This window comes from Pantoea sp. sgz302252 (assembly GCF_042610525.1).
Taxonomy (GTDB): Bacteria; Pseudomonadota; Gammaproteobacteria; order Enterobacterales; family Enterobacteriaceae; genus Erwinia.
Map to the genome: position 1 here is coordinate 865,716 of NZ_JBHDVM010000001.1, position 16,223 is coordinate 881,938.

The following is a 16,223-nucleotide window of genomic DNA, read 5'->3' on the forward strand; positions in this document are numbered from 1 at the left end:
GGTACAAAAGTTGCAGCTTCAGTGGAAAAGCCTGAGGAGAAAAAAATGAAAGCACTGATTATGGGCGCTGGCATCGGCGGCACCTGCGCCGCTATCGCGCTACAGCGTTTCGGTATTGAAACAGCGGTTTTTGAAGCGGTAAAAGAGATAAAACCGGTCGGTGCGGCGATCTCCATCTGGCCCAACGGTGTTAAGTGCCTTAATTATCTGGGCATGAAAGAGCCGCTAAGCGCACTGGGCGGCTCGATGCAGACTATGGCCTACCACGATGCTTTTTCCGGCGAGCCGCTGACGCAGTTCAGCCTGGCACCGCTGATTGAGGAAGCCGGAGAGCGTCCTTATCCGGTGGCAAGAGCGGAACTGCAGGCAATGCTGCTGGATAAGTATGGCCGCGAGAAAGTGCAATTTGGCAAACGCGTGGTCAGCGTAGAACAGCACAGTCAGGGCGTAACGGCTTATTTTACCGACGGCAGCGAGGCAAAAGGCGATTTGCTAATCGCCTGCGATGGCACGCATTCGGCTATTCGGCCTTACGTTATTGGCGAAACTGTGCCGCGTCGCTATGCGGGCTACGTCAACTGGAACGGGCTGGTGGCGCTGGATGAAAGCATCGCGCCAGCGCAGCAGTGGACGACTTTTGTCGGCGAAGGCAAACGCGTGTCGCTGATGCCGGTGGCGAACAACCGCTTTTATTTCTTTTTTGACGTGCCGCTGCCGCTGGGGCTGGCGGAAGATCGCGCTACGCTGCGCGAAGATTTGCAGCGCTATTTCCACGGCTGGGCCGCGCCGGTGCAGAAGCTGATAGCCCGGCTCGATCCCACTACCACCAACCGAATTGAAATCCACGATATCGAACCCTTTCCACAGTTGGTTAAAGGCCGCGTGGCGCTGTTGGGCGATGCGGCGCACAGCACTACGCCCGATATTGGCCAGGGCGGCTGCGCGGCGATGGAGGATGCGGTAGTGCTGGCAAACTGCCTGCAAACCAATTCGCTGGGAATTGAAGATGCGCTGCTGCGCTATCAGCATAAACGCGCCGACCGCGTAAAGGAGCTGGTGCTGAAAGCGCGCAAGCGCTGCGACGTCACGCACGGCAAAGAGATGACCATTACGGAGCAATGGTATCAGGAGCTGAGAAGCGAAACCGGCGAGCGTATTCTCAGAGGCATGAGCGACACCATTCAGGGCGGCCCTTTCGCCTGACCAAGGTTCCCCAGCACCCAGGCCACCGCCAGTAAATCGGCGCTGCCGCCGGGGCTTAAATGCCGGACGATCAGCTGCCTGTCCATTTCGGCAAGCTTTTTGTTATCCCAGCCGTCTGCCAGCAGCTGTCGCGCATAAGTTTGTACATAGCGTAGTCCGGCAAGGCCGCCGCGGGATATCAGGTTACTGTCGGGATTGACCGCCATCAGCTGTAGCAGCGCTCGCTGCAAACGTTGCTCGCCCGAGGTATTTTCCCAGGCGGGCAGCACATAACGCCGCACCGTGGTAAAGCCGCTTTCCGCCTCACCGCGAGCGCCAGCCAGTCCCAGCTGACGATACTGCCGTTCGCCCGCTGTCGCCTTACCCGGACGCGCCGCCAGCTCCCGCGCTACCAGACCGGCGCAAAGCTGGCTCACCTCAGCGCACAGCGCATCGGCAGACAGAACTTCGCGCCGTCCTCGCAGCCTCCCGGCGGCGCAGCACAGCAGCCCCAGCGAAAATATGCCACCTTTATGGGTATTTACGCCGCCGGTAGCGGCATACATCGCCTGCTCGCAGGCAATGCCCGCAGGACGCAATAGCTGAAGCTGCTCTGGCCCAACGCGCTCCGCATGGGTTTCACCCAGTTCTTCAAACAGGCTAAACCACGGCGTAATCGCTGCGATGCTGCGGGTGAAGCAGCCATAGTCCATATCACGATGAGCGCCGTTATTGGCCCGATCCACCAGTCCCGGCTTGGGCGTCAGCATCAGCTCTTGCCACAGCGCCTGCGCTGCCAGTTCCGTCACGCAGACGGGCTGCGGCTCAGTCGCGGGCAAACCAGGCATCAATAATTTTCTCCACGCTCGCCACCACTTGCGCCACAGGGTGCCGACGCGAACGAGCGCAGGCGTGAGCCGGTCGATGGCACAGCAGGCAGGCGCGTCTGCCGCCGCCCAATGATTGTCGCCCAATCGGGCCCTGATGCGGACAGATCACATCCAGATCCCAGAGCCGCCCCAGCGGATGATTCTGCTCCAGCCTCATACACTGGGCTTTAATCTCAGCTGCCGGATGCGCCACGCACCATAGCGCTTCCGCGCCCGTCGGCAGCCACAGAACCTGTCGCTCCAGCACCTTCCAGCAGTTTTGCCACAGCAGCTGATCGCAGGCCCGTAACGCCACGCCCATAGTATTGCGGTAGCGTGCGCTGTCTTTTACCGCGCCTGGCGTTACCAGCGTCAGGGAAATCACCGGCTGACGATAGCGCGCCAGCCAGTCAGCCTGCCGCCCCGCACGCCGCTCTTTTGCCGCCAGCAGCGCCTCAAGCGTGACACCCCCATCTACAGAGATCGTCGCTGGCATCAGGCGCTCTCCTTCACCTGACGTACAACGTCAATCACGCTGCCGTCGCGGTAGCGAACCACGCCGACAATCCGGTCGGTAAACTCAACAGGTTTCGGCACGCCCGTTAGCGAGATCGCCCGCTGGTACAGTTCCGTGATATCGACAATCTTTAGCCCGGCCGCCAGCAGCCGCTCGCGGATTTCCGGACGTCGTGGATTCACCGCAATGCCATGATCGGTGACCAGTACGTCAATGCTTTCTCCCGGCGTCAGACGAGTCGTTACGCGCTCCACCACCGTCGGAATACGGCTACGCAACAGCGGTGCAACCACGATAGTCAGATTAGCGGCAGCGGCCACGTCACAGTGGCCGCCGGATGCGCCGCGCATAACGCCATCGGAACCGGTGATAACGTTAACGTTAAAGCCGGTGTCGATTTCCAGCGCGCTTAAAATCACCACGTCCAGCTGGTCACAGCAGGCCGCCTTGCTTCCCGGATTAGCATAGACGTTAGTAGAGATCTCGATATGCTGCGGATTGCGGGCCAGAGAGGCGGCGGCTTCGCCGTCGAAGCTCTGGGTATCCAGCAGTTTTTCAACCAGCCCTTTTTCATGCAGCTCCACCAAACTGCCAGTGATGCCGCCAAGCGCAAAGCTGGCCTTCACGCCGTGACGCAGCATTTTCTTTTCCATAAAGCGGGTACAGGCAGTAGCCGCCGCGCCGGAACCGGTCTGCATAGAAAAGCCGTTATTGAAGTAGCCGGAATGCTCAATCACTTCCGCCGCATAACGGGCGATCATCAGCTCACGCGGGTTGTTGGTAATTCGGGCTGCGCCCACGCTGATTTTAGCCGGGTCGCCGACGCTTTCTACCTGCACGATATAGTCCACCCTATCCTGAACCAGGCTGGCGGGCAGATTGGGAAAAGGCACGAGAGATTCCATCAGCACCACCACTTTTTTAGCAAAGTGGGCATCGACCATGGCATAACCCAGCGAACCGCAGCAGGACTTGCCTTGGGTGCCGCTGGCGTTACCGAACTCGTCGCAGCACGACACGCCGAGGAAAGCGACATCAATCGTTAGTTCGCCGTCCTGTAATAGCTTTACCCGACCGCCGTGGGAGTGGATTTGTACCGCCTCTTCCATCAGCCCGTGGGAAATGGCCTCCGCCAGCTTGCCGCGCATCCCGGAGGTATAAATCCGGGTGATCACGCCGTTGCGAACATGTTCGATCAGCGCGTCATTGCAGGCCATCAGCGAGCTGGAAGCCAGGGTCAGGTTTTTAAAACCCAGCCGGGCCAGCGTCGCCACCACCAGGTTGATTGTCCGATCGCCCTCGCGGAAAGCGTGGTGAAAAGAGATTGTCATGCCGTCACCAAGACCGCTGCGGGCAATCGCCTGCTCTAACGACTCGCAGAGCTTGCGCCGGTTGCCATTGGGATTAGCCAGCCAGGGCGTTGCCGCGTAAGCGCCATTAAACGGCTGGAGGTTGCGTGGGACTGGGCAATTCGTCTGCCTTGATTTAGTCTGATTCATAATTATTCCTTTAATTACGCACGCCGGAAGCCGCCGCACGCTCCAGTACTCTTTGCGCGTGATCGATAATCGGCGCATCCACCATTTTACCGTTGAGCGATACCACGCCCAGTCCGTTGCGCGTGCCCTCTTCCGCCGCCTCAATCACCTGCCTGGCGTGATTGACTTCCTGCTGCGTCGGCGCGTAAGCGTTGTGCAGCAGTTCAATCTGCCGTGGATTAATCAGCGATTTACCGTTAAAGCCCATTTTGCGGATCAGCTCGACTTCCCGCAGAAAACCTTCCTCATCGTTCACGTCGGGCCAGACTACATCGAAAGCATCGATTTTAGCGGCGCGTGCCGCATGTAGCACCGCGCTGCGGGCATAGAACAGTTCGGTGCCGTCGCCGCGCTCGGTCTGCATATCCATCACGTAGTCAAAGGCCGCCAGCGCGATGCCAATCAGGCGCGGAGAACTACGGGCGATTGCCACCGCGTTAATCACGCCGATCGCCGACTCGATAGCGGCCATTACGCGGGTTGAACCGGGTTGGCGTCCGCAGGCTTGTTCAATTCGGGCAAGATGCACTTCCAGTTCGGCGATATCCTCCGGCGAATCGGTTTTCGGCAGGCGTACCACATCAGCCCCGGCGCGCACGACCGCTTCCAGATCCGCCAGCCCGAATGGGGTATTCAACGGATTAATGCGCACCACGGTTTCGATATCCTGATACATAGGGTGCTGTAGCGCATGAAACACCAGCAGCCGCGCGCTGTCTTTTTCCCGCAGCGCCACCGCGTCTTCCAGGTCGAACATGATCGAGTCCGGACGGTAGATAAAAGCGCTGGAAAGCATTGCGGCGTTGGCACCGGGCAGAAAAAGCATACTGCGACGAAGTTTGTTCACTGTAGTTTCTCCCAGTCGATTTGTTGAACATCGGCGGCACGCAGTACGGCGCTTTGCAAACGAGCACGGATAACGCAGTCCAGCGCCCCTTTGTCATTCACTATAATGACTCCCTGCTCTACGCCCATAGCGCCAAGCGTTTCCTGCACGACCCGGCGGATTTGCTCGCCGAACTGCTTGATTACTTCGCTATGGATCACGATATCCAGCTCGCCGTCGGCGGGCGTGATTTTCACCATCAGGTCGCTGGACTCCTGAGTCCCGGCCAGCGCCTCTTTTACGATTTTCATTGTTGCCTTCCTGAGCATTAAGCGGTTTCCGTATAAGCGCCGTAGCGCTTCTGTAACAGCGAGAATGTCGTGTCCGGCACGATTTCCCGTAGTCGGGAAAATTGCTGCGTTTTCAACAGGCGGCGCGCTTCGGAAGCGGAAATCGCGTTGCCTGCAGTTTCTAGCCGCGCAAGTTCGACTACTGCCGCCTTATCGGCCAGCACGCCGTGCAGGGTTTGGTTGTACTGGCGAGTCACCGCGCAGAAAGGTTCTGAACCAATAAAGCGATGGGTGATCCCCAGCGTCGGCACGATGTAATCACGGAAAATCCGCGCGTCGATCTCGCTCCAGGCTTGCTGCACTTTGCCGGTTTCCTTAAGGAAATAGCTTGGGAAAGTGGCCCGGGAAATGATATAGCGCGAACCTTCATGCACCGTGGCATTTCTGAGATGCGCCACGCCAGCTCTGACCATCGTCAGCCGCTCGTTATAGGGAAAGAACGAAGCGTCCTCGCGCACCACAAACAGATGCAGCCAGTCACAGGCGCTCGCCGCCTGTTCCGCCAGATAACGGTGTCCAAGGGTAAAGGGGTTGGCATTCATCACTATGGCACCGATGCGTTCGCCCGGCTGGCGCAGCGCCTGTAGCTGGCGGCAGTAGCGGCGAATACCTTGCGGCGTGTTTTCCATCAGCACCGCCTCGCTGCCGCTGCGGGCCAGCGGCCAGAAACCGCAGTGAGTAAAGCGCACTTCGTTGCACGGTCGGGTGTAGAGAAAGAGATGGAAATGGCCCTGTTGCAACGCCAGATTTTCCAGCTCCGTCAGTAGACGGGCGCTGAGGTTTTCACTGCGAAAAGCTTTGGCCACCACCACGCATTTAATGATGTTTCCCGCCAGCCCGGCGCAGCCCACCAGCTGATTATCCGCCAGCGCCTCTACCATATGGCTGATGTCGCTTTCCATCTCCAGGCCGCTGTCGGCCAGCAGTTCACGCACTTTGCTCATCCGCTGCGGATGTTTCTGCGTCTCGCTGATGCGAAAATCGATAACCGTCGGCGTTGCTATAGCTTGTTCTGCGCTCATTCAGCACCCCGCCGCCGACAGCTCCGGCGCGTCCATAACCCTGTTGCTGAGGCGCCCAATTCGCTCTATCTCTACTTCAATGCGATCGCCTGCCTGCATAAACAGCGGCGGCGTGCGTTTTTTACCGATGCCGCCTGGCGAACCGGTGATAATGACGTCACCGGGGTTTAAGTGAGTAAAGGCGCTGATATATTCGATCAGTTCCGGAACGGGATGGATCATATTGGCAGTCGAATCCCGCTGCACCATGCTGCCATTCAGCCAGGTGCGGATCGCCAGCCGCTGTGGATCGGGAATTTCATCCGCTGTCACCAGCCACGGTCCGAAAGCGCCGGTCTGCGGCCAGTTTTTGCCAGCGGTAAACCAGCTGTGCTGCCAGTCGCGCGCAGAGCCGTCCATATAGCAGCTGTAGCCCGCCACATAAGCCAGCGCCCGCTCGCGCGGGATGTTCTCGCCCGCGCGGCCGATAATTACCGCCAGCTCGCCTTCGTAGTCGAATTCGCTGGAGCGGCGCGGCTTAAGTACCGGCGCGTTATGGCCGGTCTGCGAGTCCGGGAAACGCACAAACAGGGTTGGTGCCGGATCATGCTGGTCGAACTCCTGGCGCTTGTCGGCATAGTTCATGCCGACACAGAGGATTTTTTGCGGATTCTCAATTACCGGCAAAAAGGCCAGGCTGCCCAGCGACAGATCCGGCTTATCCTCGCTAAATCCGCGCAGTTCATTTAAAGCGCCAGCGGCCAGCAGCGCTTTTAGATCGGCGTAGCAATCGCCCAGGCGACGTCCTGCATCCACCACGCCTTCGCCTTTGACTACCCCGTAGCTACGCTTGCCCTGATAAAGAAAACTGACGAGTTTCATATTGCGTCCTGAAAAGCAGTAGTTAAACGATAAAGTTGCCCAGCACCAGCAGAGACAAAGAGACATTGATCGCGCCGCCGATGCGGGTTGCAATCTGGGCAAAAGGCATCAGACACATGCGGTTGCCAGCGGTCAGGATAGCGACGTCGCCGGTGCCGCCCTGACCACTCTGGCAGCAGGAAATGATGGCCACATCGATCGGATACATACCGATTTTCTTGCCGACAAAGAAACCTGTGGTCACCAGCGCGGAGACGGTGCTGATAATCACAATCAGATTGGTAAGCGTGAAGGCGTTGACCAGCTCCTGCCACGGCGTGATCGCTACGCCGACGGCAAACAGGATCGGATAGGTAACCGAGGTCTGGAAAAATTTATAAACCACCTGCGAACCTTCAAGGATGCGCGGTGAGACGCCGTGGAACAGCTTCACCAGTACCGCAAGAAACAGCATGCCCACCGGCGCAGGCAGGCCGATCAGTTTATGTCCCATCATTCCCAGCATATAAAGCAGTACCGCCAGCAACACGCCTGAGGCGAATGTGGTGACATCCGTTTTGCCGGAGAAAGTGGGCGTCGATGAACCTTGCCCTACTTCATTGTCGCGTTCAGGCATCAGCTGGCCTTCACCGGTAAGGTGCGGATAGCGTTTACCCAGCTGGTTCAGGCAGCCGGAGATAATAATCGCCGTCAGGCTGCCCAGCATCACCATCGGCAGTACGCGGCCCAGCGCCACACCCTGATCCATATGCAGCAGCGCGGCGTAGCCGATAGAAAGCGGGATAGCCCCTTCGCCCACGCCGCCGGCCATAATCGGCAGGATAATAAAAAAGAAGATCTGGAACGGCTCCATGCCCAGCGCCATGCCGACGCCCATTCCCGTCAGCATGCCGACGATTTCGCCGCACAGCATTGGAAAGAAGATCCGCAGAAAGCCCTGGATCAGGGTGGTGCGGTTCATGCTCATAATGCTGCCGACAATAATGCAGCAGATATAGAGATAGAGGATGTTGGTCGACTTATAGAATTTGGTAGTGGATTCAACCACTACATCCGGCAGCAGGCCGTAGTAGACCAGCGCAGAGGGAATAAAGGTCGCGCAGATAGCCGCGGCACCAAGCTTGCCGACAATCGGCAAACGCTTGCCAAACTCGCCGCAGGCGAAGCCGAAAAAGGCCAGGGTCGCGACCATCACTACAATATCGCTCGGCAGCTTGCCGCCCAGACAATCGATGGCGATCAGCGCGCCTGCCAGAAGAAACAGCGGCAGTGGGATAATCCCAACTTTCCACGTATCCATAATGCGCCACCACTTCTCTTTCAGCGAGATCTCGGGCGAGGCTGGGGTAACAGCAACTGAATTATCATCCGTACTCATGATTAGGCTCCTTGTTATTTTTCGCCATCCTGGAGGAGCACATTACTTATTTATGTGATTCACCGCATGTTGGTAACGGAGTTTTTATGGCTTTTAATTCCCCTGCCGTTTACTGTGATCGACACAAAATTTAATAGCGTGGTTTTAATGGTTTTTTTCTGTAATAAGCACAAACAAATAACATTTGTAGAATATTAAAAAAACGCCTTTTCCTGTCAGGACAAATCCGCCGCAAACCCGCTATGCAAGGGTTCACAACTTCGTCCAAAAGTCGGTTAAGGCCGACAAAAAAGTGGTAAAGTGACGCCTTTTAGTGCAAGGACGCATGTTAACCATGAAAGTTTCCTTTCAAATTAAGCTTTTTATTTCTCTGGTTGCTTTTTTCTCGGTACTGTTCGTCCTGCTCGGCTGCTATTATTATTTCGACGTTAACCGCCAGCTTTATCAGGAAATGAGCGGTCGCGCCAAAATACAAGCAGAAGAAATTGCGCTAATACCTTCTCTCCGTAAAGCCGTAGCAAAAAAAGATATCCGTGAAATAAAACCTTTTATGCAAAATCTGGCCACGCGCAGCGATGCAAGCTTTATTGTGATCGGCGATAATCGTGGCCGCCATCTGTATCATTCGGTGTTTGAGGATCGGGTCGGCACCCTGCTGGTAGGCGGCGATAATCAGGAGGTGCTGGCCGGGAAAAGCATTACCACTATCCGCCAGGGCGGGCTGGGCATTTCGCTGCGCAGCAAAGCGCCGGTTTTTGACGAGGCGGGCAAGGTAACAGGCATAGTGTCGGTCGGCTATCTCACCAGCTATCTTGCCACCATCACCTTCGGCAAAGCCCTCGACATCCTGTTCGCGGCGGTGCTGCTGCTGATCGCGCTGTTTGCCTTCTCCTGGTTTTTCACTCGCAGCATCAAAAAGCAGATCTTTTGCCTGGAGCCACGCGAAATCGGCCTGCTGGTACGCCAGCAGAAAGCGATGATGGAGTCTATTTATGAAGGCGTCATCGCTATCGATGCCGATATGCGCATCGAAGTGATCAACCAGGCGGCCAGGCGGCTGCTCGGCCTTAGCCAGCCCACGCGCCAGCTACGCGGCCTGCCGCTCAGCGAGGTGATCGCCAGCGTGCCTTTCTTTTCCCGCAGCGTTATGCTGGCTAAAGATACTCATGACGAAATTTGCCGTTTCAATCAGCTGACGGTGATCGCCAGCCGGGTGAAAATTATGCTGGAGACATCGCTACAGGGCTGGGTAGTGACCTTTCGCGATCGCAACGGCATCGATTCGCTCAGCGCCCAGCTTAGCCAGGTCAAACGCTATGCCGATAATCTGCGCATTATGCGTCATGAACAGCTGAACCGCATGACCACGCTGTCGGGGCTGCTGCATATGGGCCACTATGATGAAGCCATTCGCTATATCCAGGCCCAGTCCGAGTATGCGCAGGAGCTGCTCGACTTTATCTCATCCCGCTTTGGCTCGCCAACCCTTTGCGGTCTGCTGCTGGGCAAAGCCGCCCGCGCCCGCGAAAAAGGCGTCGAACTGGTTTTCGATCCGGCCTGTCGGATGGATAAGTCTTTGCAGACGCTGGCGGAAGCCGAAATTATTTCCATTATCGGCAACCTGCTGGATAACGCTATCGAAGCTACCCAGCGCGCCAGCGCGCCGCGTGCGCCAGTGGAAGTGCTGATTATGCTGAATAATCACGAGCTGATTATTGAAATAGCCGATCGGGGCATCGGCATCGATCCGGCTATTCGCGATCGTATTTTCGAACGCGGCGTCACTACCAAGACCAGTGGCGATCACGGCATGGGTTTGTACCTTATTGCCAGCTACGTCACGCAGGCGGACGGCACCATTGAAGTAAGCGACAACAGCCCACGCGGCACGATTTTTTCATTATTTATTCCCGCACAAGAAGACGTCAGGCTTTCGCTGCCGACGACGCAGGAGGCGCACTATGCAACCTGAATTTATTGATGTGTTGATTGTTGAAGATGAGCGCGAGCTGGCGCAGCTGCACGCTGAGCTGGTTAACAGCCACCCGCGTCTCAGAGTAACGGGCATCGCCTCGTCGCTTGCCCAGGCGCTGCAAACGCTTCGCGACCTGCGTCCGCAGCTGATACTGCTGGATAATTATCTGCCTGACGGCAAAGGCATCACCCTGGTTAGCCATCCTTTGCTGAAAGAGGCCAACAGCTCGGTAATCTTTATTACCGCGGCCAGCGATATGAACACCTGCAGCCAGGCGATCCGTCACGGCGCTTTTGACTATATTCTGAAACCGATTGCCTGGAAACGACTCGCTCAGTCGCTGGAGCGCTTTGTGCAGTTTGCCGATCAGCAGCGGGAGTGGAAGTTTGTCGATCAGCAAAACGTCGACTCGCTTTATCAGCTACAGGCCAGGAATGCTCGTCTGGAGAACGGCAGCAAGGGAATTGAAGAAAAAACGCTGGCGCGCGTGCGCAATCTGTTTATCGCTCACGACCAACACTGCTTTTCCGTTGATGAAGTCGTTAGCGCAACCGGACTAAGCAAAACCACTGCGCGCCGCTATCTGGAACACTGTGTGGAAACCGGTTTTCTTGAGGTTGAAATGCTTTATGGCAAAATCGGCCACCCACGACGGCTCTATCGCCAGGCGCGGCGGGCGGCAGCTGAAGATCGCCCCGGCGCAAACGCGCTACCGGGGCAGCACCAGTGACTGGCTGGTTTACCGAAACGGTTATTACACCATTCAGGATAGCTTAAGGACTTCCAGCGCAATCTCTGCCGCCTGCGCCAGCACCTCCTGCCGGTTTTTGGCGGCTTTATCCTGCTGCGTAAAGTAAAGGGTCAGCACCAGCGGCGACGCGTCGGGCCGCCAGATAACCGCTACGTCGTTGGTGGTACCGTAGTCGCCGCTGCCGGTTTTATCGCCGACAAGCCAGGTTGCAGGCACCGCGGCCGCAATCGCTTTTTTGCCGGTAGTATTGCCCTTTAGCCACTGGTTTAGCTGATTACGCTGTTCAGCACCCAGAACTAACCCTTGTTTCCCGTCGCTGCCCAGCGATAGCTGTTGCAGATTATGCAGCATTTGCAGCGGCGTACTGCTGTCCCGTGGATCGCCAGGTATAGCGCTGTTCAACGTCGGTTCGTTTCTGTCCAGTCTTGTGACGTTGTCACCTTGCTGCCGCAGAAAGGCGGTCAGGCCCGCCGGGCCGCCCAGTTCTTTCAGCAGCAAATTTGCCGCAAGATTATCACTATGCTGAAGCGCGGCCGCGCAAAGCGCTGCGACTGTCATGCCTTCTGCCCGATGCCCAGCGGTAACCGGCATCCATTCAAGCTCTTCCTCGCTGCGCCAGTAGAGCCGCTTTTGCAGCTCAGGCTGTCGTCTGTGCAGAATGGCGGCCACGGCCAGCACTTTAAAGGTGCTGCATAAGGGAAAGCGTTCATCACCGCGATAATGCAGGCTACGTCCGCTACCGCTATCCAGCAGCGCCAGCCCGATACGCCCGTTCGCCTGCCGCTCCAGATGCCCCAGCCGCTGCGCCAGCGAAGCCGGTGCCGCCAGCGCCAGATGAGGAAAGAAGCCCGTCGCCAGCGGCGATAAAGCCGCCGCCAGCAGCAGCCGACGGCGTAGTAATGAAATACTCATTGCTCTTTCAGTCCCCGGTTAATCAGCATGGCTTCGATTTCCGGATCCCTGCCGCGCCAGCGCATGTACAGCGCTTTCAGATCTTCGCTGTTGCCGCGCGACAGGATTTTGTCCCGAAAGAGCTGGCCGTTTTCCCGCGTCAGCCCGCCCTGCTCGCCAAACCATTCGAAGCCGTCGTCGGCCAGCATCTGCGTCCAGATATAGGCGTAGTAACCGGCCGCATAGCCGCCGCCCCAGATATGCTGGAAGTAGCTGGAGCGATAGCGAGGCGGCACGGCCTCCAGCGCGATCTGCTCTTCTTCAAGCGCCTGTTGTTCAAAAACAGCGACGTCCTGCTCCTGCTGGTCGGCAGACAGACTATGCCAGCGCATATCCAGCAGCGCGGCGGCCAGCAGCTCGGTCATGTCGTAGCCTTTATTGAATTTGCTGGCGTTGACGATCTTCTCATGCAGCTCGGCGGGCATCGGCTCGCCGCTCTGGTAATGACGGGCGAAATTTTTGAACACCTGCGGATCGCTGGCCCAGTGCTCATTGAGCTGCGAGGGGAACTCGACAAAATCTCTGGGCGTCGCGGTGCCGGAAAGCGAAGGATAGCGCTGTTCGGCAAAAAGCCCGTGCAGCGTATGGCCGAATTCGTGGAACAGCGTGATCACATCGTCCCAGGCCAGCAGCGCTGGCTCGCCTTGCGGCGGCTTTGGATAATTGCAGACATTGTAAATAACGGGTTTAGTGCCAAGCAGCCTGGACTGATCGACAAAATTGCTCATCCACGCGCCGCCGCCCTTGTTATCGCGCTTAAAGTAGTCGGTGTAAAACAGCGCCATAGGTTCGCCGTCCGCATCCGCGATTTCATAGACACGCACGTCGGGATGGTAAACCGGGATATCGCTGCGCGATTTAAAAGTGATGCCATAAAGCTGCGTAGCCGCCCAGAAGACGCCGTTTTCCAGCACGTTGTTCAGTTCAAGATAGGGTTTGATCTGGCTTTCATCCAGATCGTAATTCGCTTTACGCACCTGCTCCGCATAAAAGAGCCAGTCCCAGGGCTTAAGCGTAAAGCCGCCCTGCTGCTGGTCGATTACCGCCTGGATATCAGCCGCCTCGCGCTTTGCGCGGCTGGTGGCTGCCGGAACAATTTCCCGCATAAAATCCAGCGCCGCCTGCGGGGTTTTCGCCATTTGATCCTGTAGCTTCCATTCCGCATAGCTGCTGAAGCCCAGCAGTTGCGCCTGGCGCGCGCGGATGCTGGCCAGCCTGGCTATCAGCGCACGCGTATCGTTGCCATCGCCTTTTTCGGCGCGGTTCCATGCTGCCTTAAACAGTGCTTCGCGCGTTTCGCGTTTGCTGAGGTTTTGCAAATCAGGCTGCTGCGTGGTGTTTTGCAGCACCAGCAGCCATTGCTGCCGCAGCCCTTTTTCCTGCGCCGCAGCAGCCGCCGCGCTAAGTTCCGCCTCGCTTAATCCCGCCAGCGCACTGGCATCAGTCACGGTAAGTCCACCAGTTTTGGTTGCCGCCAGCAGTTTATTGGTGAACTGCGTGGTTAACGTCGCCGCCTGCTGGTTCAGCACCTTAAGCTGCGCTTTTTGATCTTCGCTAAGGCTGGCGCCTGCAAGCTGAAACGCCTGCCAGGTCACTTCCACCAGCCGCAGCGATTCATCATCCAGCCCCAGGCTATCGCGCTGCTGATAAACGTGGTCAAGACGTGCAAACAGCTGGCTGTTAAGACGGATATCATCTTCCAGCGCCGTTAGCCGTGGCGACATCTCTTCGTCAAGCTCCTGTAGCGAATCACTGGTATTCGCCGAAGTCATCGCGTTGAATACGCTTTCTACTCGCCTGAGCAGCTGGCCGCACTGCTCCAGCGCCTGATACGTATTGGCAAAGGTCGGCTGCTCCGCGCTGTTGGCGATGCGCTCCACCTCTTCACGCTTTTGCCTTATGCCCTCTTCCAGCGCCGGACGGTAGTCGGCTTCGCTGATGCGATCGAAAGGCGGCGCCTGAAACGGCAGCGGGCTGGGCTGGCTGAACGGGTTAGTCTGCATAGCATTTCTCCATAGGAAAACTGACGGGATGGGCTTTAGCCGCCCTGGCGGAGCAGCCCGGCCAGCGTCTGTATTGGCCGGTCTTCAGAAGATAAATCTTTAACTATCAGATGTAAGGGTGTAGCACGTCTGACGCCGTGCGTCATGGGAAGAATTTTCAGCGCGCCGGAGGCAAGGTGAGCCGCGACGCGATCCGACGGCAGCCAGCCGTAGCCGACCTGAGCCATTATCGCCTCCAGCGCCGCGTCGATAGTGGAAAACGTCCAGCATTCGGCGGCTTTAACGCCGGTATCCCGCTCTGCAATGCGGACAAGCGGATAAGACGCCAGGCTCTCTTCGCTCAACGGCGCGGCCTGCCGGTGCAAGGGATGATCGCAATGCGCGACCGCGACAAAATCGATATTCATCAGCCATTCGCCGCGGCCGGTTACATCCTGACGGCGCGTCAGCACCATTACATCCGCTTCCGGCCTTTCGGCGCTATCGCTCTCCAGCACTTCGGTAAGGTTGATTTGCGTATGCGGGTGCTGCTGCTGAAACTGCCGCAGGATAGTAAACAAGCGGTCGCGCGGGAAGATCGCATCTACCACCAGTGCCAGCCGCGTTCGCACGCCCGTTTTCAGCACGGCGGCCTGCGCCTCGACGTAATAAAAAGCTTTCAGCAACGGCCGGACGCGCGCCAGAAGCTGTTCGCCCGCAGGCGTCAGCACGGTTCTGCGGCCCTGCGGTTGCAGCAGCGATACGCCCAGCCTCTCCTGTAGCTGCGCGAGATTGTAGCTAACCGAAGACTGGCTGCGACAGGTCGCTTCCGCCGCGCTGGCGAAGCTGCCAAGCTCTACCACTTTTTCCAGTAGCTGCCACTGCTCCAGCGTTGATTTATGCATATTGATTTATTTATTCGATGAATATCACTTAAAAGTAGCGTTTTTTATTAAAAAAATAAACGAGTAACTTAATAAAAAACAGAGGAGGACATTATGAAATTCGATCGACATGACCTGAGCGGCTTCGTTGGCAAACATCTGGTGTACACCTATGACAACGGCTGGAACTACGAGATTTATATTAAAAACGAGCAGACGCTCGATTACCGTATTCACAGCGGTTTGGTCGGTAATCGCTGGGTAAAAGATCAGCGGGCTTATATTGTACGCGTTGGCGCCGAAATCTATAAAATTTCCTGGACCGAGCCAACCGGCACCGACGTCAGCCTCACGGTTAATCTGGGCGATCGCCTGTTTCACGGCACTATCTTTTTCCCACGCTGGGTGATCGACAATCCGCAAAAAACCGTCTGCTTTCAGAATGAGCATATCGCAGAAATGGAAAGCTACCGTGCGGCTGGCCCGGCTTATCCGACGGAAGTTATCGATGAGTTCGCCACTATTACCTATGTACGGGACTGCGGGCGCGACAACGAAAGCGTGATTGCCTGCGCGGCGAGCGAGCTGCCGGCAAACTTTCCTGTTAACCTCGAACAATTAGCAAGTTAACCTGAAAAAAGGAGCGCTGTTTTGTCGGTACAGGAAAAAATCCAGCCGGAACTGGCCTTTTGTTTTGCCGTAAAGGTGGAAGTGGGTCAACCCGTAGTGGTGGCCAACAGTCGCGAGAGCGGCAAACGTCAGCTAATCCCAATAGTGCGTGGCGTGGTCAGCGGTGAGCTGAACGGTGAGGTGCTGCCGGGTGGCGTTGACAGCCAGATTATCGAGCCGGACGGACTGTGTCGCCTTTCCGCGCGCTATGCGCTGGCTACCGAACTGGGTACGGTTTACGTTGAAAACAACGGCATACGGCGCGTGCCGCCCGCTTTTCGACCACAGCTTTTCGGCGACAATATGCAGTTTTTTGACGCTATCCCGCCGCAGGCGCTCTATTTCCGTACCGTGCCGCAGTTCGAGGTCTACGATCCACGGCTGGCATGGCTAAAGGAGTCAATTTTTATCAGCACTGGCGAGCGCACGCCGCACGGCGTTACCATTGATTTTTATCGTGTAACCTGA

16 protein-coding genes are annotated in these 16,223 nt (G+C 57.1%); 5 read left to right on the forward strand and 11 right to left on the reverse strand.

The genetic code is table 11. The features are described from left to right. The first annotated feature begins 45 nt into the window (after positions 1 to 45). On the forward strand, positions 46 to 1,203 hold the full coding sequence (hpxO, locus tag ACETPC_RS03865; RefSeq protein ID WP_380178765.1) for an FAD-dependent urate hydroxylase HpxO: 1,158 nt from the start codon (positions 46 to 48) through the stop codon (positions 1,201 to 1,203). Here the strand turns inward: hpxO and citG are convergent. From citG to ACETPC_RS03905, 8 genes are read right to left on the reverse strand one after another with little or no spacing between them, the layout of a single operon-like run. Further along, the gene (gene citG, locus ACETPC_RS03870; protein ID WP_380178767.1) at positions 1,182 to 2,030 is read right to left on the reverse strand and encodes a triphosphoribosyl-dephospho-CoA synthase CitG; all 849 of its coding nucleotides are present in this window, start codon (positions 2,028 to 2,030) and stop codon (positions 1,182 to 1,184) included. The two genes, hpxO and citG, sit on opposite strands and share 22 nt — an antisense overlap. Continuing rightward, a complete protein-coding gene (gene citX, locus ACETPC_RS03875) occupies positions 2,008 to 2,547 on the reverse strand; it encodes a citrate lyase holo-[acyl-carrier protein] synthase (protein ID WP_380178769.1) in 540 nt (179 codons plus the stop codon). The genes citG and citX overlap by 23 nt, the downstream gene beginning before the upstream one ends. After that, a complete protein-coding gene (gene citF / locus ACETPC_RS03880) occupies positions 2,547 to 4,067 on the reverse strand; it encodes a citrate lyase subunit alpha (protein WP_380178771.1) in 1,521 nt (506 codons plus the stop codon). The genes citX and citF overlap by 1 nt, the downstream gene beginning before the upstream one ends. 10 nt (positions 4,068 to 4,077) lie before the next feature. Next, positions 4,078 to 4,953: a citrate (pro-3S)-lyase subunit beta gene (citE, locus tag ACETPC_RS03885; protein ID WP_380178773.1), complete on the reverse strand. Its 876-nt coding sequence runs from the start codon at positions 4,951 to 4,953 to the stop codon at positions 4,078 to 4,080. After that, positions 4,950 to 5,243, reverse strand: a complete 294-nt coding sequence (gene citD / locus ACETPC_RS03890; protein ID WP_380178775.1) for a citrate lyase acyl carrier protein — start codon at positions 5,241 to 5,243, stop codon at positions 4,950 to 4,952. Before citD ends, citE begins: the two co-directional genes overlap by 4 nt. Before the next feature lie 17 nt (positions 5,244 to 5,260). After that, a complete protein-coding gene (gene citC, locus ACETPC_RS03895; RefSeq protein WP_380178777.1) occupies positions 5,261 to 6,304 on the reverse strand; it encodes a [citrate (pro-3S)-lyase] ligase in 1,044 nt (347 codons plus the stop codon). After that, the gene (locus ACETPC_RS03900; RefSeq protein ID WP_380178779.1) at positions 6,305 to 7,165 is read right to left on the reverse strand and encodes a fumarylacetoacetate hydrolase family protein; all 861 of its coding nucleotides are present in this window, start codon (positions 7,163 to 7,165) and stop codon (positions 6,305 to 6,307) included. 22 nt (positions 7,166 to 7,187) lie between these two features. After that, the gene (locus tag ACETPC_RS03905; RefSeq protein ID WP_380178781.1) at positions 7,188 to 8,543 is read right to left on the reverse strand and encodes a 2-hydroxycarboxylate transporter family protein; all 1,356 of its coding nucleotides are present in this window, start codon (positions 8,541 to 8,543) and stop codon (positions 7,188 to 7,190) included. A gap of 334 nt (positions 8,544 to 8,877) precedes the next feature. On the opposite strand from ACETPC_RS03905, the gene ACETPC_RS03910 reads away from it, so the two are divergent. Then, a complete protein-coding gene (locus ACETPC_RS03910) occupies positions 8,878 to 10,515 on the forward strand; it encodes an ATP-binding protein (RefSeq protein WP_380178783.1) in 1,638 nt (545 codons plus the stop codon). Then, the gene (locus ACETPC_RS03915) at positions 10,505 to 11,248 is read left to right on the forward strand and encodes a response regulator (protein WP_380178785.1); all 744 of its coding nucleotides are present in this window, start codon (positions 10,505 to 10,507) and stop codon (positions 11,246 to 11,248) included. Before ACETPC_RS03910 ends, ACETPC_RS03915 begins: the two co-directional genes overlap by 11 nt. Before the next feature lie 33 nt (positions 11,249 to 11,281). Here ACETPC_RS03915 and bla read toward each other — a convergent pair whose 3' ends face one another. From bla to ACETPC_RS03930, 3 genes are read right to left on the reverse strand one after another with little or no spacing between them, the layout of a single operon-like run. Beyond that, complete coding sequence (gene bla, locus ACETPC_RS03920) at positions 11,282 to 12,181, reverse strand: class A beta-lactamase (protein WP_380178787.1); 900 nt, start codon at positions 12,179 to 12,181, stop codon at positions 11,282 to 11,284. Next, positions 12,178 to 14,223, reverse strand: coding sequence for a peptidyl-dipeptidase Dcp (gene dcp / locus ACETPC_RS03925; RefSeq protein ID WP_380178789.1), 2,046 nt, complete (start codon positions 14,221 to 14,223; stop codon positions 12,178 to 12,180). Before dcp ends, bla begins: the two co-directional genes overlap by 4 nt. A 35-nt stretch (positions 14,224 to 14,258) precedes the next feature. Next, entirely contained in the window at positions 14,259 to 15,107 is an 849-nt protein-coding gene (locus tag ACETPC_RS03930) for a LysR family transcriptional regulator (protein WP_380178791.1), read from the reverse strand. A gap of 90 nt (positions 15,108 to 15,197) precedes the next feature. Here ACETPC_RS03930 and ACETPC_RS03935 point away from each other — a divergent pair, with 90 nt between their 5' ends. Together ACETPC_RS03935 and ACETPC_RS03940 are read left to right on the forward strand one after the other, a co-directional pair. Beyond that, positions 15,198 to 15,716: a phenolic acid decarboxylase gene (locus ACETPC_RS03935; protein WP_380178863.1), complete on the forward strand. Its 519-nt coding sequence runs from the start codon at positions 15,198 to 15,200 to the stop codon at positions 15,714 to 15,716. A 39-nt stretch (positions 15,717 to 15,755) separates the two neighbouring features. Next, positions 15,756 to 16,223, forward strand: a complete 468-nt coding sequence (locus tag ACETPC_RS03940) for a DUF3237 family protein (protein WP_380178865.1) — start codon at positions 15,756 to 15,758, stop codon at positions 16,221 to 16,223.